General features: G+C 36.4%; 16 protein-coding genes. 10 read left to right on the plus strand and 6 right to left on the minus strand.

Annotated features, from left to right (window positions below):
• Window positions 1-142: 142 nt before the first annotated feature.
• The 8 genes from cheD to ACYQ0E_RS03800 all read left to right on the plus strand — a co-directional run bounded on the left by cheD (window position 143) and on the right by ACYQ0E_RS03800 (window position 10,182).
• Window positions 143-718, plus strand: coding sequence for a chemoreceptor glutamine deamidase CheD (gene cheD / locus ACYQ0E_RS03765; RefSeq protein WP_460186914.1), 576 nt, complete (start codon window positions 143-145; stop codon window positions 716-718).
• Between the two features lie 10 nt (window positions 719-728).
• Window positions 729-2,819, plus strand: a complete 2,091-nt coding sequence (locus tag ACYQ0E_RS03770; protein ID WP_460186915.1) for a chemotaxis protein CheA — start codon at window positions 729-731, stop codon at window positions 2,817-2,819.
• A gap of 74 nt (window positions 2,820-2,893) precedes the next feature.
• Entirely contained in the window at window positions 2,894-3,475 is a 582-nt protein-coding gene (locus ACYQ0E_RS03775) for a hypothetical protein (protein ID WP_460186916.1), read from the plus strand.
• A 174-nt stretch (window positions 3,476-3,649) separates the two neighbouring features.
• On the plus strand, window positions 3,650-4,591 hold the full coding sequence (locus ACYQ0E_RS03780) for a hypothetical protein (RefSeq protein ID WP_460186917.1): 942 nt from the start codon (window positions 3,650-3,652) through the stop codon (window positions 4,589-4,591).
• 138 nt (window positions 4,592-4,729) lie between these two features.
• Window positions 4,730-6,625: a molecular chaperone HtpG gene (gene htpG, locus ACYQ0E_RS03785; protein ID WP_460186918.1), complete on the plus strand. Its 1,896-nt coding sequence runs from the start codon at window positions 4,730-4,732 to the stop codon at window positions 6,623-6,625.
• Window positions 6,626-6,910: 285 nt separating this feature from the next.
• Window positions 6,911-8,509, plus strand: a complete 1,599-nt coding sequence (locus ACYQ0E_RS03790; protein ID WP_460186919.1) for an ABC-F family ATPase — start codon at window positions 6,911-6,913, stop codon at window positions 8,507-8,509.
• Between the two features lie 135 nt (window positions 8,510-8,644).
• A complete protein-coding gene (locus tag ACYQ0E_RS03795; protein ID WP_460186920.1) occupies window positions 8,645-9,364 on the plus strand; it encodes an SIMPL domain-containing protein in 720 nt (239 codons plus the stop codon).
• Window positions 9,365-9,366: 2 nt separating this feature from the next.
• On the plus strand, window positions 9,367-10,182 hold the full coding sequence (locus tag ACYQ0E_RS03800) for a nitrilase-related carbon-nitrogen hydrolase (RefSeq protein ID WP_460186921.1): 816 nt from the start codon (window positions 9,367-9,369) through the stop codon (window positions 10,180-10,182).
• 12 nt (window positions 10,183-10,194) lie between these two features.
• Here ACYQ0E_RS03800 and ACYQ0E_RS03805 read toward each other — a convergent pair whose 3' ends face one another.
• From ACYQ0E_RS03805 to ACYQ0E_RS03820, 4 genes are all read right to left on the minus strand, one after another.
• Window positions 10,195-10,710 carry a hypothetical protein gene (locus ACYQ0E_RS03805; protein ID WP_460186922.1) on the minus strand — a complete coding sequence of 172 codons (516 nt, stop codon included), beginning with the start codon at window positions 10,708-10,710 and terminating at the stop codon, window positions 10,195-10,197.
• Between the two features lie 220 nt (window positions 10,711-10,930).
• Window positions 10,931-11,551, minus strand: a complete 621-nt coding sequence (gene bamJ, locus ACYQ0E_RS03810; RefSeq protein WP_460186923.1) for a BamJ family beta-barrel-assembly machinery protein — start codon at window positions 11,549-11,551, stop codon at window positions 10,931-10,933.
• Between the two features lie 451 nt (window positions 11,552-12,002).
• Complete coding sequence (locus ACYQ0E_RS03815; RefSeq protein WP_460186924.1) at window positions 12,003-12,452, minus strand: RDD family protein; 450 nt, start codon at window positions 12,450-12,452, stop codon at window positions 12,003-12,005.
• A gap of 44 nt (window positions 12,453-12,496) precedes the next feature.
• Complete coding sequence (locus ACYQ0E_RS03820) at window positions 12,497-13,456, minus strand: class I SAM-dependent methyltransferase (RefSeq protein WP_460186925.1); 960 nt, start codon at window positions 13,454-13,456, stop codon at window positions 12,497-12,499.
• 118 nt (window positions 13,457-13,574) lie between these two features.
• Here ACYQ0E_RS03820 and ACYQ0E_RS03825 point away from each other — a divergent pair, with 118 nt between their 5' ends.
• Window positions 13,575-16,034: an FAD-binding oxidoreductase gene (locus ACYQ0E_RS03825; RefSeq protein WP_460186926.1), complete on the plus strand. Its 2,460-nt coding sequence runs from the start codon at window positions 13,575-13,577 to the stop codon at window positions 16,032-16,034.
• A 114-nt stretch (window positions 16,035-16,148) separates the two neighbouring features.
• Here the strand turns inward: ACYQ0E_RS03825 and ACYQ0E_RS03830 are convergent, their stop codons facing one another.
• Window positions 16,149-16,370, minus strand: coding sequence for a DUF1415 family protein (locus tag ACYQ0E_RS03830; RefSeq protein ID WP_460188693.1), 222 nt, complete (start codon window positions 16,368-16,370; stop codon window positions 16,149-16,151).
• A 208-nt stretch (window positions 16,371-16,578) separates the two neighbouring features.
• On the opposite strand from ACYQ0E_RS03830, the gene ACYQ0E_RS03835 reads away from it, so the two are divergent.
• Complete coding sequence (locus tag ACYQ0E_RS03835; RefSeq protein WP_460186927.1) at window positions 16,579-17,004, plus strand: DUF6789 family protein; 426 nt, start codon at window positions 16,579-16,581, stop codon at window positions 17,002-17,004.
• A gap of 172 nt (window positions 17,005-17,176) precedes the next feature.
• Here ACYQ0E_RS03835 and ACYQ0E_RS03840 read toward each other — a convergent pair whose 3' ends face one another.
• On the minus strand, window positions 17,177-17,704 hold the full coding sequence (locus tag ACYQ0E_RS03840; protein ID WP_460186928.1) for a HEPN domain-containing protein: 528 nt from the start codon (window positions 17,702-17,704) through the stop codon (window positions 17,177-17,179).
• Window positions 17,705-17,720 lie beyond the last annotated feature (16 nt).

Below are 17,720 nucleotides of genomic sequence, written 5' to 3' on the forward strand. Positions count from 1 at the left end.
CAGAATATGTAATGCATGAAATGATGTAATACATAAAATATGTAACGTATTATTTATATAGTCATCTGTTTCAATTAAACTGAATTTACTTTTTTGAAATAAATTGACCAATAATTCCGGTCACATAAACTTAAATTCAATTATGAAAAAACACGTTGACCCAGCAGAAAGCATAAACACCATCACCATATTGCCTGGTGAGTTTTATGTTACCAAAGAAAACGAGCGTATTGATACCGTTCTTGGCTCATGTATCTCAGCATGTGTTAGAGATCCAGTGGCTGGTGTAGGTGGAATGAACCACTTTATGTTACCAGTCAATAAAAATGCCGATAGTGGCACTGAATTGTCAGATGCTAATCGATATGGCAACTTTGCCATGGAAAACCTAGTCAATGCGCTATTGCGTTCTGGGGCAAGGCGAGAACGGCTTGAATTTAAAGTTTTTGGGGGCGGGCGTATTATGAGTTCAATGACCAATGTTGGTTGGTACAATATTGGCTTTGTATTTGATTATATATACACCGAAGGTTTTAAGGTTGTGTCACAAGATATTGGTGACATTTACCCCCGAAAAATTTTGTACTATCCATTAAGTGGGCGAGTGCGAGTAAGACGATTAAATGCGATGCATAATCAGACATTGGCTGATGAAGAAAGTCGCTATATAAATAATATTAAATCTAAGCCTGTAGAAGGCGATGTAGAACTTTTCTGAGGAAATTGCTATGGATATGATGGAAACTTTTCGCCAAACTTACCTGGAAGAGAGTTTTGAAGGTTTGGATGTTATGGAGACAGGTTTATTAGAACTTCCTCCAGGAACACCTGACAACGAAAAGATTAACGAAATCTTCCGTGCAGCCCACTCAATAAAAGGCGGTAGCGGTACATTTGGTTTTAGTGAAATTGCAGGGTTTACTCATGTATTAGAAACGCTTTTAGATGAAATGCGTGATAATCGCCGTGATGTCACCCAAGAGTCAATAGACGCTATGTTAGCCGCAGTTGATGTGTTACGAGACATGTTAACTAAATTACAAGATCATGAACCTATTGATGAAGAACGTGCTACTGAAGTTCAAAATGTATTAGAAGCCATTTTAGGTGGTGAAGAGCCAGAAGTGTCTTCTAATAATGAAATTGAAACCGATACTGTCGCCACATCAACAGCTGTAACAGGCTGGGCAATTGAAATATTGCCAGAAAAAGAATTGATGCAAACGGGTAATGAGCCTTTACGCATTTTTAGAGAATTAGAAACATTAGGTAAGTTAGAGGTTAAAGCTAACTGGGATAGCTTGCCTAATGTTGCCACTTTTGACCCTGAATCATTGTATTTAAGCTGGAATTTAACGCTTTCGGGTGATTCAGTCAATGAAGATGATATTAAAGAAGTCTTTGAATGGATTGATGGTGATGGCGCACAGATCAATATTAGTCCAATAGAAGCGGCTGTTCAGCCTCAAGAAGAAGTTCTTGAAAAAGTGGCAGAGCCAGTTGCACAAGTGGCAACTTCTGCCACAACGCCAGCGGCCAAGCCTGTAGCTAAACCAGCAGCTAAACCAAACGCTCAAACAGAAAATAAAGCACCTAAACAAGAAGGTTCTATTCGTGTTGATTTAAGTAAAATTGATCAAATGGTGAATTTGGTTGGTGAATTAGTTATTACCCAATCTATGTTAAGCCAATTTGGTGAACAGGCAGAGCAAAGTTCAGATAATAGCCAAGAAACCAATATGGAGTGGGTGGATAAGCTTAAAGAGGGCTTAACGCATTTAGAACGCCACACACGTGAATTACAAGAATCGGTAATGAATATTCGCATGTTACCAGTGAGTTTTGCCTTTAATCGTATGCCACGTATTGTGCATGATGTTAGTCAAAAACTTGGTAAGCAAATTGAGCTTGTCATGGAAGGTGAGGGCACCGAATTAGACAAAACCATGCTTGAGCAGTTAACCGATCCATTGGTGCATATTGTTCGTAACTCTATAGATCATGGTATTGAAAATCCAGATGTACGTATCGCAGCAGGTAAACCTGAAAAAGGCACCGTTAAAATGGCCGCATTCCACCAAGGTGGAAATATCCTTATTCAAATTACCGATGATGGCGCAGGAATCGACTACAAACGTATTGAAGCTAAAGCCATTGAAAAAGGCGTAATTGAAGAAGATCACAATCTCACAAGAGACGAGATTGTTGACCTTATTTTCCATGCAGGATTTTCTACCGCAGATGTGGTAAGTGATATTTCTGGACGCGGTGTTGGTATGGACGTAGTGCGTAGAAATATACGCGGACTAGGTGGTTCAGTTGATGTTAAAACCACGCCTGGCGTAGGCAGTGTTTTTACGATTCGTCTACCATTAACCTTGGCTATTCTTGATGGCCAGTTATGTTCAGTAGGTAGTCAAACTTATGTGTTCCCACTGATCTCAATTATTGAATCTATACAAGTTGATAAATCACATGTTAAGGGTATTGCAGGTGAAACTGAGTTATATAAACTTCGTGATAGCTATATTCCCGTGATTCGTTTGCATAAAAAATTAGGCATAAAAGACGCCAAAAAAGATTTAACAGACGGTTTATTAGTTGTGGTTGAAGATGGTGGGCAACGTGCCGGTGTTTTTGTTGATGATTTATTAGGTCAACAGCAAGTGGTTATTAAAAGTTTAGAAACCAACTTTATGAAAATAGAAGGTATTGCTGGAGCGACTATTTTAGGTGATGGTACCGTTTCATTTATTCTTGATGTAACAGAGACCGTGACCTCTCATAAAGGTGGTAATGCCAATATGAATGTTGCATAATGCTTAACATAATAAAGAGATGTAACCGTTAGCATCGTTAAAATTGAATGCGTTGAGTGAGTTAAAGGAAAATTATGGCACAGCAAAAAACAGATTATGTGTTGGGTTCAAAAGAAGTCCAACAGACGATTTTAGTCTTAAATTTGTCTATTGCTCAAATTGATTTATCCATTACCGAAGGCGATAATTCAGTCAATACCTTAATTGACTCATTCACTTTTATGTCACAGCATATACAGCAAATTCAAGAAGTTGGTGGAAAGCTAGTTGATATGATTGATAGCTCTAGCGAAGTGGATGGACATAAAAATCAATTATTAAGTGAAGCTGGTGAGCTTTCTTCAAAAATGCAACAAGCCATTATTGCTTTTCAGTTTTACGATAAATTAAGTCAGCGTTTAGAGCATGTATCTCATGGTTTAACAGGCCTGGCAGAAATTGTTTCTCATGAAATGAAAGTCAAAAATGAATCTGAGTGGGAAGCCTTTAAAAGCAGTGTTCGTAAAGGCACAACCATGCGTGAAGAAGAGGAGTTATTTGAACTTATTTTTGACCAGCATGTGCCAACCAATGAAGCGATTGATATTATGAAACAACGCATGCGTGACCGTATGCACCAAGAAGAAAGCGTAGAAGAAGAAATTGAATTCTTTTAATTGACACCTGTTTTTTGTTAAAAGCCCGCTAATGCGGGCTTTTTTATGCCTCATTAAAAAGTTTGGTTGTCGTTTTATTTACAGATAAAAATAATTGAATTCACTTAATAAGTAATTCTAATGATAATGGCTGTTCATAAAAATAATATTCACAAAATAGAAAATGAGGCAATAATGAAATTAGCTCTTAATCAACCAGCTAAAAAGATGACTTTGGCAACCCTTTTATTAGGATTCTTAATTATCCCACTTAACGCAATGGCCGCAGGGTTAATGCCATTTATCTTAGGTAATCCATCTTCAGAAAGTACAGTCAAAGCCGCGTCAGAAAAAGCACAACAAGCGTTAAAAGAAAACGGTTTTGATGTTGTAGGAAGTTATTCGCCAACTCAAAATAGTAATGTCATTGTTGTTACCAATGCACAGCTTAAAAAAATAGCTGGCCTGTCAAAACATGGTGGGTTTGGTGCAATGGAGCGTATTGCTGTAACCAATAAATCTGGCAAAATTGAAATAAGTTATACCAACCCAACGTACCTATGGAATATTTATAGAATGAAAGGCGATATTACGCCAATTCAATCGGCTATGGAAAAAGCCCTCGGTAAGCAAACTGAATTTGGGGCGGATGAAGGAATTTCTGCCGATGATTTAAGAGATTACCATTATAAAATGATGATGCCTTATTTTGATGATGAAGACGAACTTGCAGAATACGACTCTTATCAACAAGCGGTTAATGCGGTAGAAAATGGTTTAAAAGCGAAATTAGCCAATAGCCAAAAAGTATATCGAATAGATTTACCAGGTAAAAACGTAACAGTTTTTGGTGTAGCACTTAACTATAAAGCGGCTGCTGATAACAACATTGATAAGCAGATTGATCTTTCTAAACATTCACATGCCGCGCATTTTCCATATGAAATTTTAGTAGATGGTGATGAGGTTATGGCTTTAAATGGTAAATTTAGAATTGCTATTAACTGGCCAAGTCTTTCTATGATGGGGTCTGGAAGTTTTATGAGTATCTCAAGCGCACCAGACGATATTAAAGATGCATTAACTGCAGTTGCAAATAATCAAAAAATTGAAAAAGATTCAGACAGCTTACTTTAATTTACCGTTATTCAAGTTTTATAAAAAGCACAGATTTTTCTGTGCTTTTTTTGTTTTAAAAGCTTGAAAACCAAATTTTAAACCCTATAAAGCTGGCACATTATACAAGCTGAATTAACTAAACTAGGAGATGTATAAATGAGTGCAACAGAGACTCACGCGTTTCAAACCGAAGTAAACCAACTATTAAAACTAATGATTCACGCACTTTACTCAAACAAAGAAATATTTGTTAGAGAGCTCGTTTCTAACGCATCAGATGCCTTAGATAAACTACGTTTTGAAGCTGTATCAAACGATGCTTTAACTGAAGGCGAAGAAGAACTGGCCGTGCAATTAGAGTTTGATAAAGAAGCGCGTACTATCACGATTACCGACAACGGTATTGGTATGACACGTGATGAAGTAATTGCAAACATTGGTACAATCGCAAATTCAGGAACTAAAAAGTTTCTAGAATCTATGACTGGCGACCAAGCTAAAGACTCAAATCTTATTGGTCAATTTGGTGTTGGTTTTTACTCCTCTTTTATTGTGGCAGATGAAGTTGAACTAGTTACTCGTAAAGCGGGTACAGATAAAGCAGAAGCCACAAAATGGATCTCTAAAGGTGAAGGTGAATTTACTTTAGAAACCGTAGAAAAAGCCCAGAAAGGAACAGAAATCACGCTTCATTTAAAAGAAGACATGGATGAATTCCTAGATGAGACTCGCTTAAAAAGCATTATTACGACTTATTCTGACCATATTAACTTTCCAATTAAAATGGAAAAAACAGAATGGGATGAAGAGGCTAAAGAATCAAAAGCCACTGGTGAGTTTGAACAAATTAACAAAGCCACCGCTATTTGGACTCAGTCAAAATCTGAATTGTCTGATGAAGATTATAAAAACTTCTACCAAACCATATCGCATGACTTTAATGAGCCTTTAGCGCATATTCATAATAAAGTAGAAGGGACTTTAGAGTACACCTCTTTATTGTATATTCCTAAGAATGCACCGTTTGATTTATATGACCGTGAGCGTCGTTATGGCCTTAAATTATATGTTAAACGTGTCTTTATTATGGATGACGCAGAACACCTAATGCCAACTTACCTACGTTTTATACGTGGGGTCATTGACTCAGCGGACTTACCGCTAAACGTATCGCGTGAAATTTTACAAAGCAATAAAGTGGTCGATAAGATTCGTTCAGCATCCGTTAAACGTGTTTTAGATCAGTTAACTAAATTAGCTAAGGCAGAAGATCAAGAAGCCTACAATGGTTTCTGGGATCAATTTGGTCAAGTTATTAAAGAAGGTGTGGTAGAAGATTTTGCAAACAAAGAAAAAATTGCAAAACTACTGCGTTTTGCTTCAACAGAAAACAACTCTTCGCCTGAACAACGTGTTTCATTAGAGAATTATGTTGATCGTATGCAAGAAGGTCAGGAAGCGATTTACTATATTGTGGCTGATACACATGCGGCGGCAAAAGGTAGTCCGCATTTAGAAATGTTCCGTAAAAAAGGTATTGAGGTTCTACTGCTTTCAGATCGTATTGATGAGTGGTTAGTGTCTCACATGACCGATTTTGATGGTAAAGAGCTTAAATCAATTACCTCTGCAGACTTAAAAGAGTTTGAAGATGAATCGGATAAAGACATTACTGAAGATGAAAAACAAGCACGTGAAGCCTTAACTGAAAAAGTGAAAAAGACCATTGAAGATAAAGTTTCTGATGTTCGTATCACTCATCGTTTAACTGATTCACCAGCGTGTGTTGTGAGTGCAGAAGGCGCTATGTCTGCCCACATGGCACGAATGATGGCGCAAATGGGGCAAGAAATTCCAAAACAAAACCCGGTTTTAGAATTAAACCCAGACCATGCTTTAGTTAAAAAGCTTGAAAACATTGATGATGAAGCCAAGTTAAAAGAATGGTCATTGTTCTTGCTTGAGCAAGCTCAGTTGGCAGAAGGCGATCAGCTAGAAGAACCTGCCGAGTTTATTAAACGTATGAATACTTTATTAAGTGAAGTGATTTAATAGCGTTACTAAGCGTTACTAAGCTTTATTAAACATGTATTTGTTTAATCTTGTTTAAATTAAACCCAATTTACCAGGCCTGGTAAATTGGGTTTTTTGTTTTCTTAATAACTCTATTTACCCTATTCTTAACTTATTAACTAACTCAGTGCTTAGGCGAATGCTTAACTTAATGAATATATTCAAAAAAATAAGTTCATTTATGGCACAATAACGCCAAAATTTAAGCGCTATACATCCTAAAAGTTTTCTTTTGTATAGCCCACACACTCAAGGACAAACATTTTGATTTCAACAGCTAATATCACCATGCAGTTTGGTGAAAAACCTCTTTTTGAAGACATTTCCGTTAAATTTGGTGGCGGTAAACGCTACGGCTTAATCGGTGCCAATGGATGCGGTAAGTCTACCTTTATGAAAATTTTAGGGGGCGATTTAGAGCAAACCAGTGGTGTGGTTAGCGTAGATGAAAATGAGCGTGTTGGTAAATTAAAGCAAGACCAGTTTGCTTACGAAGAATTTAGTGTTGTTGATACCGTTATTATGGGGCAACCTGAACTTTGGGAAGTAAAAAAAGAGCGTGATCGTATTTATAGCTTACCAGCCATGACAGAAACCGAAGGTATGTTAGTGGCTGATTTAGAAGTTAAGTTTGGCGAAATGGATGGTTATACGGCTGAATCAAGAGCCGGTGAATTGCTATTGGGTTTAGAAATACCCGTAGAACAACATTTTGGTCCAATGAGTGAAGTAGCACCAGGTTGGAAATTGCGTGTTTTACTGGCGCAAGCACTGTTTTCAGACCCAGATATTCTGTTATTAGATGAGCCAACCAACAACTTGGATATTAATACCATTCGTTGGTTAGAAAACGTGTTAAATGAGCGTAAAAGCACCATGATTATTATCTCGCATGATAGACACTTCCTAAACAGTGTGTGTACACATATGGCCGATTTAGATTATGGTGAATTACGTTTGTACCCAGGTAATTATGATGAATACATGACCGCAGCCACCTTAGTGCGCGAACAATTATTGTCTGATAATGCCAAAAAACAAGGGCAAATCAATGAGCTTAAAGCGTTTGTGAGTCGTTTCTCAGCCAATGCATCAAAAGCCAAGCAAGCCACATCTCGTGCTAAATTGATTGATAAAATTGAATTAAGTGAAGTTAAAGCCTCAAGTCGTGTTAATCCATTTATTCGTTTTGAACAAGATAAAAAATTGTTCCGTTTAGCTTTAGAAGTACAAAAGTTAGGTAAAACCTATGACAACGAAGACGAGAAGAATGAGGTATTAAAAGACCTAAACCTTATGCTAGAAGTTGAAGAACGTTTAGCGGTTATTGGGCCAAACGGTGTGGGTAAAACAACGTTTCTTAAAACGCTTGTGGGCGATGAAAAACCAACAACAGGTGTAGTTAAATGGTCTGAAAACGTAAAAATAGGTTACTACGCACAGGATCATGCTCATGACTTTGAAGAAGATTTGAGCTTAATGGAGTGGATGAGTCAGTGGAAGCAAGAGGGTGATGATGAACAAGCAATCCGTGCGGTTCTTGGACGTTTATTGTTCTCACAAAAAGACATTGATAAATCGGTAAAAGTGCTTTCGGGTGGTGAGCAAGGTCGTATGCTATTTGGTAAACTAATGTTACAAAAACCAAATGTTTTAATTATGGATGAACCTACAAACCACTTGGACATGGAATCAATTGAATCTTTAAACCAAGCCATGGTAGATTTTCCTGGTACGGTGATATTTGTCTCTCACGATCGTGAATTTGTATCGTCTATTGCCACACGTTTATTAGTATTAAATGAAGACGGTGTTGAAGACTTTAGAGGCGACTATGAGTCGTATTTAGCAACTCAAGACTAAAACCCAAAGATTTAAAAGTTTATTTAACCTTAATGGGTTTAACACAAAACCGCCAATGCTTATGCTCGGCGGTTTTTTTGTGTTTATAATTTAGTTTACGGTAAGATAAAAACCTACATAAAAAGAAGGATGGATATGCAAACTAACAGCAAAATTAGCGCATTATTATTAGGTGTGTTTATCTTTTTAGGTTTGAGTACCTTAGGCTATCAACTGGGCAATGCCGCACTTGAATATAAGCAATTAGATAGAACCGTAACGGTAAAAGGTTTATCAGAACGTGAATTTACTGCTGATATTGTTATCTGGCCAATTCGCTTTATTGTTGCCAGTAATCATGTTGAAAACCTATACAGTAAAATTGAGCAAAATAATCAAAAAATCAAAATGTTTTTAATTAAAAATGGCATAAAGCCTTCTGAAATTACCTTTGCCTCTCCCAACATCATTGATAAAACGGCGGAGCAATATAGCAACGCCAATAAGCCAGAATTTCGTTATTCAGGTAATCAAACCGTTACGGTGTATTCTAAAAATATAGATGGCGTATTAGCTGTTAAAACTCAATTATCTGAATTGGGTAAACAAGGCATTATTTTTACAGGTAACGGGTATCAAAGCCAAACAGAATATCTTTTTACACGTTTAAATGCGGTAAAACCAGAGATGATTGAAGAAGCCACCAGAAAAGCCAGAGAAGTGGCGCAAAAGTTTGCTAAAGACTCAAATAGTCAGCTAGGCAAAATTAAAAAAGCCAGACAAGGTCAATTTAGTATTTTTGAAAGAGATAAAAATAATCCACAAATTAAAAAAGTGCGAGTAGTTTCTACTGTTGAATACTACTTGTCAGACTAATAATGAATATTGTTGCATTACAATGGCAGGCCATTTGGCAAGATAGTAGCGCTAATTTGGCCTTGCTGAAGCAGTCAATAGATAGATTAATGAACCCAAGTCAAATCGTTGCTCAAAATAAACCTGATGTTATTGTCTTACCAGAGATTTTTCATGGCGGTTTTTCAATGCAACCGAGCTATTTTGCGGAATCTATAGAGGGCGACGTTAGCCAATGTCTAATGCGTTTAGCCCAACAATATCAATGTAATATTGTGGCTGGCGTGGCACAAAAAACCGTGCGCTCAAACTGCCAAGGTAAACAAGTCACCTATTACAATACGGCTTTAGCTTTTGATAAAACAGGGCAAAATATTGGTCGTTATATTAAGCAAAAACCATTTAGTTTTGCACAAGAACAGGCTGTTTACGAGCCAGGTTATAAACCGCAAATTATTCAAATAAATAATGAACCTTTTGCCTTGTTTGTCTGTTACGACTTACGGTTTCCAGAGCTGTTTAGGCAAGTGGCTAAAAAAGTAAAAGGCATAATTGTGATTGCCAACTGGCCAGCCCAAAGGCAAATGCATTGGGAGGTTTTATTAAAGGCTAGAGCGATTGAAAACCAATGTTTTATGATAGGTGTTAATCGCATAGGGCAAGACGGCAATAATCTAGATTATCTAGGCGGTTCAATGGTTATTTCACCCTTGGGTGAGGTGATTGCCTACGCAAATGAAACCGCTGATATTTTGTGGGCAAATATTGATCTTAAACAAACCAATCAAATACGCCACCAGTTTCCCTTTTTGGATGATATGACTGATGGTTTTAAATAAGCGTTACTAAGATTAATTAGGAATTTGTTTGGTATTATTCAAGGCTTTTAGGGCTTTATTAATAGACTGTTTTAAGTAATATGGATAAAAGTCATAAGCACCAGAGAGTAGTTGATCGGTAATCACTTCACCTTCACCATTTACAAAAACAACCACAGGTAAACTGGTTAAATTGTACAAATCTTTAAACTCTTTATTTGGCGTTTTATCACCATAAAAATCAATTGTGGTTTCATCCACGTTTACATTGATTTCTGTCATTAGTACAAAACCATCTAAAGCACCAGAATAAAGCGTTGGCACAATCGCCTCATCTTTTAAATTTGAGGTTGATTTTAACCCTTTTGCAGAAAATAAAATGGCAATAGGAATATTTTGTTTAATGGCTTTTTGGCCTAGAGTTTGTAAATTGGTTGCTATGGGTAAAACACTGGTATCACTATAAGCATTCATAGAAAATAGCAGTGAAATTACCAGGCCTGGTAAAACTAAAATTGAAGCTAAAAAATTGTTTTTAAATAAAGACATGCTGTTTACCTTAACTTGAATTCACATAGCAAGTGCAATTAATCATAAAGAGCTTATCATTTTACCAGGCCTGGTAAAACCAAAAATGACTTTATAAAAATATCTGTTATGAGCGCAAAGCTAGAGGGTTAAGCAGAGAAGTTTTAGAATAAAAAATCTAAATTACAGGCAAAACAGAACGCTTTGCCTGAAAAAGAGTTGTCACAAAAAACGATGTGAATTAAGCAACAATCTCTAGTAACTCTACATCAAATACCAATGCAGAATAAGGAGGAATTTTACCGCCAGAACCTTGTGCGCCATAGGCTAGGTTTTGTGGAATATATAAACGCCATTTAGAACCCGTAGGCATTAATTGTAGAGCCTCTGTCCAACCAGGAATTACACGATTAACGGGGAACTGAGTTGGTTCACCACGTTCTACAGAGCTATCAAACACTGTACCGTCAATTAACATACCGTGATAGTGTGTAGAAACCGTAGATTCAGCACTTGGCTTATCGCCATTGCCTTCTGTAAGAATTTCATATTGCAGACCAGATTCAGTGATAAAAATACCGTCTTTTTTAGCATTTTCAGCTAAAAAGGCTTCACCATCAGCCGCAGTGGCTTGTGACTTTTCAGCTTGTTGTGCTTGCATAATTTCATTAATTTCTTGAAATGCTTTACCAAAGGTCGCATCGTCAATCGGGCTAGCAGTCCCTTGTAAAGCATCAAGTAATCCTGCCGCTACGGCTGAAGCATTTACACCATCAAAAGGGTCAGAAGCTAATTGATCACCCATTTGGCGACCAATTCCGTAACTGACAATGTCAGCAGAAGTTGTGTAGTTATTAGACATAATAAAAAGCCCTGTTTAAGTTAAAAATAGAATAAAAATTAAGGGAGAATATTAGCATAAATAACACAAGAATTTAGATGAATGGTGGTTATCATTTGACTATAAACCGCAAAGCATTTTATTAGAATATAGGGAGACCTTTGCACGAGACAATGAACACATAAAAACAGCTATAATCCTCTATCTTCAAGCTAAAAAACCCGCCCAATAACTCGTTATTATGCGTATTTTTTAGCCTAAATCTAAAGAATTCTATCTTGTTTTTCTTGTGCCACTGTCTCGTGCAAAGGTCTCATAGGGTTTATTATTACTGAATTGACTTTGTACTCAAAAGCCAAAAAATAATAGAAATTACCAGGCCTGGTAAATCTTGCAAGCCTTTCTATTTATAAAGTTTAATAAAAAATTAGTTAATTGCATTTATAGCAACGTTAAAACTCGATAGAGGTAATTACCCTTCAAATTCAACCGGTTCAACCGTGTTATCTTTAACGACTACTGTACCAGCCATTTTGTCGTGCCAGCCTTGTTTGCGTTTATCAATACCTACCCAAATTAAACCTAAGAAGAGTGGAATTGTAGAAACAAAATACCCCAAATAACGAATAATAAATTGTTGAGTAGAGGGTTTTTGGCCAGTTTTTGCATCAAGTATAGTGAGTTTTAATGCCATTTTTCCGGGGGTGGCAGATTTATAAGCCCAAAAAACAATCACGGCAATAGCAGGGAATATATAGCTAATAACAAAATCCCACGAGCCCAAAATAAAGGATTGTGAATCCCAATAGGTATCACCATAAATCATGAATAATAAGGGGGTGGTAATTAATAACAAAATCACAGTATCAATCAGCGATGCACTGACTCGAATCCAAAAACCAGCATATTCTAAGTTATTCATCATTTGTCCTTTATTGGTTGGATGTTATTGTTTGAGTCTCATTATCAGGCTTTTTGAAAAGCCATTAGGGCATTTAAGGTTGGGTCGCCTGGTTGGTAGAGTTTTTTGCCAAGTGGTTTGAAGCCAAACTGAATCATCATTTGTTCAAGTTGTGCTAATGAGTAGAAGTTTCTGAGTTCTTCTTGGTTGGTTTGCCAGGTTTCGTGTGTGCCAGCATTAAATACATCATGAGCCAGAGCGGCCATACGGCGCATTTTTTGGTTATGGGCATCGTGGTCTCTTAAAATCAGCATCGCGTTGTGGCTCATTGCGTCTCTAATCGAACTAATGAACGCTTCTCTTTGATCAACAGGGCAGTGGTGAAAACCAATAAATACGGACACCAAATCAAGTGATTGATTTGGAATTGTTTTGGCTAAATCTGTTTGGTAGTTGTTGAGATCAATATCGATTCCGGCTTTAAAAATTTGCCCTCTATCTAATATTTCCACGGGGGTGTATCCGGCAGGTTTGTTGGTTAGAAAAAAACGCTCACCTTGAATTGTGAATTTTTCTTCTAAAGTATCTAAATAGCGCCCTGTTGAACCAATTTCCAAGTAGTTTTCATAAGGAATTTTTGTGTCAATTAATTGGGTAGTTTGTTGCGCCAACAGTTGTTTTTGTTTTGATAGGGCAGGCAGTGCGTAAGTGATATCGGCTAATAGGGGTTTAATTCGAGCTAGGTTTTGTTGTAATTTTTTGTAGATCTCTTGATCATTATTATTTTGTTTTGTTAGCAGGTGAATAACTGAGTGCAGTTCATCTTCTGGGTAGAGGTGAAAAACATTCACTAAAAAATCGTAAAATTCTTGCCGATAGCCATTGTTGCTGTAGATGTATTGAAAGTTGCCAATGACATCACTAGGTAAGTTAAATTTTTCTGTTGCGGCAATAACGTTGGTTAAAGGTAAGCTTGCTAGAGCTGCGCCAATTGTTAAAAGTAGTTCTCTTCTCGTTGTTGTCACTTTAAGGCCCTCCTTAAACAGTTAATTTGAATACGTGTTAACAAGTGATGTATTTCAATTTTATAAGTAGATGTTATTATACAAGTGTTTTTATATCTAATGATAAATAAAGGGTTTTATGAAACGGTTATTGAAAAAAATCACACTGAACTTTTTGAAGTTGATGGGGGTGTTAGTCTTGTTAACTGGCGTAGCGACTACGGCCATTATTCAATTGAGTGGCGATGCAGATTATCAATATCAACCAAAGAATGACTTGGTGGTTAATGATATAACAGGTCTAAATCCAATTCACGTCAACCAGGTGATTCGACCTGAAAAAACACAACAAATCATACAAGCAATTCAAGATTCTACGGGCCCAATTTCAATAGGCGGCGGTCGCTATAGTATGGGGGGGCAGATCGCCTATAAAGATAGTCTGCATATAGATATGCGCAGTTTCAATAAGGTGATTGCGTTTGATGAAAAAGAAAAAACTATAACGGTGCAACCAGGTATTACCTGGCGTGATATTCAGGAGTATATCGACCCATACAACCTTTCCGTACGCATTATGCAAACCTATGCTAACTTTACTGTTGGCGGTTCTTTGAGTGTGAATGTGCATGGCCGTTATATTGGTGAAGGACCTCTAATTAAATCAGTCCTTGAGCTCAAAGTAGTTTTAGCCAATGGCGATGAAGTTACCGCAACACCAACTATAAATCCTGAAATTTTTAATGGAGTGATTGGCGGTTATGGTGGTTTAGGTGTCATTACCCAAGCAACATTAGGTTTGACAGATAATGTTAAAGTGGAGAGGCAAACCTCTCTTATAAAAGCTTCAGAATACCAGGAATACTTTACCAAAAATATTGAAGGAAATCAGGATGTAGTTTTTCATAATGGAGATTTATACCCCCCTAATTATGACGAAGTTTTAAATGTTACCTGGGTAAAGAGCGATAAAAATCTGACTATTGAAGATAGATTAATTAAGCGTGATGATGACTATAAGTGGGGGCCATTAGCTGCGGAATTTGTAGCGGATTATGATATTGGTAAAAGCATTCGAAAAAACATTATTGACCCTGTTTACTATTCCTTTGACCGCGTGGTGTGGCGAAACTGGGAAGCCAGTTATGATGTTCGAGAGTTAGAGCCAAGCAATCGTAAATACCAAACTTATGTACTGCGGGAGTACTTTATTCCTGTAGAAAATTTTGATCAGTTTGTGCCCGTTATGAAAGATATCTTTAATCGAAATCAGGCTAATATTATTAATGTTTCAATTAGGCACGCCAAGGCCGCACCAGAAAACTTACTCTCTTGGGCAAGGAAAGATGTATTTGCTTTTGTGGTTTATTATCAGCAGGGTACTGATAATAAGTCTAAAGAAAAAGTTAAAAAATGGAGCGTAGAAATGATTGATGCGGTGATTGCCGCTGGAGGTACATACTATTTACCATATCAGATATATGCTACAGCAGAACAGTTTGAAAAGGCTTATCCGAGAGCAAGCGAGTTTTTTAAATTAAAAGCTAAGCTAGATCCAGACAATCGATTCACCAATCAATTATGGAAAAAATATTACCCTAATGAAGCAGATACTTTTGCTAGCAATTTATCAAAACGAAAAAAAGCGATAAAAGATTATTATCGAAATGAAGCCCAAACCGTTTTAACCATTCCTGAGTGGTATTTGGTCTTTAATCCGTTAGAGTACGCTGAATTTTTAGAGTCTGGTCAAAACCCAAGTAATTTTCCTTTTCTTGCCAGTTTGAATGAATACTGGACTTTGTACGATCGTGTAGTAACCATTAGTCAAACTATGGGAGAGGAGAATGGTGAATATATGACTATGTTAAAAGTGATTGGCATTAGCACTACCATTGAATACATGTACAAAAGCCTGTATGAAAATACCATTGGCCGTTTTACTCTATGGACCGCCAATGGCCAATATACACCAGAAGACAAAATTATCGCTCAAGCTCAAAGAGCCTATAGTAATTTAATATTTGACGAAGCTTGGTATATGTTTAATTTCAATGAATGGGTTGAACGTATTTGGCAAGAAACCGATTTTTGGGGAGAGCACGCAATGCGTAAAATCGAGCGAAAATTATTTTTTACTCTCGAATTCGGGTTTAAATCTTGGTATGCCAATTTAATTAAAAATGCAGCAGAAGCAACTTATGAAAAAAGTGATGGTCTTATCTATTTAGTCACTTCTCTTCCAGAAAAAACTATGAACCAGTTGCCTGAAAACGTTGTTGTGATTTATAGAGGTTCTGACAATGTTATTCTTTCCGTTCCACGATGGGGAGAATTTACTAAAAACATTCCAAAATTGCTTGAACAGGGAATACAAATTAGTGAGATTTCAGGTAATAAAGAGATCGCAGTTTCATTTATAGGCTCTATTGAAGCAAAGGAGCGTTTAAGTATCGGTAAGTTATTATTTGATTCAAAGATCGTGTCAAAACCTGGAATGATTCGACAAGTTATGTTGGTTGATGTTTCTAGGTTGAATGAATTTCTTAAAGAACTTGAAAATCGTGGGTTTGCGCTAGAACATCTATTTGATTATTAAGATGTTAGAACTCTATTTTGACTTGTAAATCTTTAAAGATAAATTACCAGGCCTGGTAATTTATTTATAAATATGCGAGTTAATGAAAAAAACTGGAGTCTGTGTCCGTTTTTATTAGACCAATACAAATAAATTAAGTTCAGTTTGCAGGTCTTCTAGTAAATTTGTATCGGTAGTGCTGTAAGAAACCGATAAGTGAATCTGTTTATCTTTAAAAGGTTTAGAGGAAGAAGAGCATAAGTTTAAACTAATGACAACCTGGTCTAACCATTGATTAACGCTATTAATAATGGATTCATTGAAATGAAAATTTGAGTTAAATGTATTTAGGAATATTTTTGATTAGGGAAGATTTTAAAAAATAGGCGGGTCTACTATATGAGGAACTTAAAAATACAACGCTTTTTTGAAAAGCGTGTAAACAAAATGAAACCTTTGCACGAGTCAAACCACGGTTAAAAACGGCTAAAACTCACCTAAATGTTATCGCATTTTCCACGCACCTCACTCGTGCAAAGGTCTCAAAATAAAAAGGAACATGAAAATGAATATTTTAAAAGGAATTTTAGCGGGAATTATTGCGACGATTGTACTTTCAATCATGATGGTGATTAAGGCAAAAATGCAGGTAATGCCTGAATTAAATATTATAGCCATGTTATCTCAGCAAATGGATGGCTCAATGCAAATGGGTTGGATTATGCACTTTGTAATAGGTGCTGGTTATGGTGTATTAATGGCTTTATTGTTTAATAAAATACCATTTAATTGTGGTCTAAAAAAAGGCATGGTATTAGGTTTATTAGGATGGTTAATGATGATGGTTGTTATTATGCCAATGATGGGACAAGGTTTATTTGCCGTTAATATGGGCATGATGGCACCTGTAATGACATTAATTCTACATCTTATTTTTGGTATGGTTTTAGGTGCTAGTTACCAGAAAATGATTGCTACATCAGCCAAATAAAATAGATTTACCAGGCCTGGTAAATCATGAAAAATGAAGTTTAGACTGTCTTTTTAACAAAAGATAATTTAAGCGAGTTTAACATGAGTAGGTCTGGTAAATAAACACAGTATTATTTACTGTTCATTTCTGAAAGCTACCTTATTAAATGTGCTTAATCGTATTGACGTATTTATAAATTGAGAGCTTTATCTGTTGTTCGTACAATATTTACGAAAAACCTAACGCATTTATCTAGATCTTCTCTTTTTACTATATGAGGTTGAGTATTATCAATTTGAGCACGATGAACGGCATCTCCACGTTTGCTTATCCATTTGTTCAATTGTTCTCTAGCGGAAGGCGGATTGAAATTATCCCACTCCCAATATTTAGTTACATCAAAACCAAAAAACTCTTCAAATATTTGTTTAGTTTTGGCTGAATTTGGATTATGAAAGGTCTTTAATTTGATTTCGAGTTGCTTTTCCATAAAACTACCTATTTGAGAGCCTCGTAAAACACCGAATTTTAATTCAAATAATTCAATAACCACATCTTCTACATAAGTTTCCCATGCTGTTAATGCCATTATTAGTGCTGACCTTTTGAGAGCATCAGAGCCTTTAAAGTTTTCATCTTTATTTAAGTAGTCGTAACATTCTATAAGTTCTTTTGCATCTGATATTGCGGAGTTAAAAGCGTTTAATGAATTTGACATAAATTAAATTCTCACA

This window comes from Thiomicrorhabdus hydrogeniphila (assembly GCF_054656895.1).

Coding starts and splice junctions, on each gene's coding strand:
- ACYQ0E_RS03815 (WP_460186924.1), bottom strand. CDS start 12,452: ATGAATAACTTAGAATATGCTGGTTTTTGGATTCGAGTCAGTGCATCG.
- cheD (WP_460186914.1), top strand. CDS start 143: ATGAAAAAACACGTTGACCCAGCAGAAAGCATAAACACCATCACCATA.
- ACYQ0E_RS03780 (WP_460186917.1), top strand. CDS start 3,650: ATGAAATTAGCTCTTAATCAACCAGCTAAAAAGATGACTTTGGCAACC.
- ACYQ0E_RS03825 (WP_460186926.1), top strand. CDS start 13,575: ATGAAACGGTTATTGAAAAAAATCACACTGAACTTTTTGAAGTTGATG.
- htpG (WP_460186918.1), top strand. CDS start 4,730: ATGAGTGCAACAGAGACTCACGCGTTTCAAACCGAAGTAAACCAACTA.
- ACYQ0E_RS03770 (WP_460186915.1), top strand. CDS start 729: ATGGATATGATGGAAACTTTTCGCCAAACTTACCTGGAAGAGAGTTTT.
- ACYQ0E_RS03795 (WP_460186920.1), top strand. CDS start 8,645: ATGCAAACTAACAGCAAAATTAGCGCATTATTATTAGGTGTGTTTATC.
- ACYQ0E_RS03835 (WP_460186927.1), top strand. CDS start 16,579: ATGAATATTTTAAAAGGAATTTTAGCGGGAATTATTGCGACGATTGTA.
- ACYQ0E_RS03840 (WP_460186928.1), bottom strand. CDS start 17,704: ATGTCAAATTCATTAAACGCTTTTAACTCCGCAATATCAGATGCAAAA.
- ACYQ0E_RS03800 (WP_460186921.1), top strand. CDS start 9,367: ATGAATATTGTTGCATTACAATGGCAGGCCATTTGGCAAGATAGTAGC.
- ACYQ0E_RS03775 (WP_460186916.1), top strand. CDS start 2,894: ATGGCACAGCAAAAAACAGATTATGTGTTGGGTTCAAAAGAAGTCCAA.
- bamJ (WP_460186923.1), bottom strand. CDS start 11,551: ATGTCTAATAACTACACAACTTCTGCTGACATTGTCAGTTACGGAATT.
- ACYQ0E_RS03805 (WP_460186922.1), bottom strand. CDS start 10,710: ATGTCTTTATTTAAAAACAATTTTTTAGCTTCAATTTTAGTTTTACCA.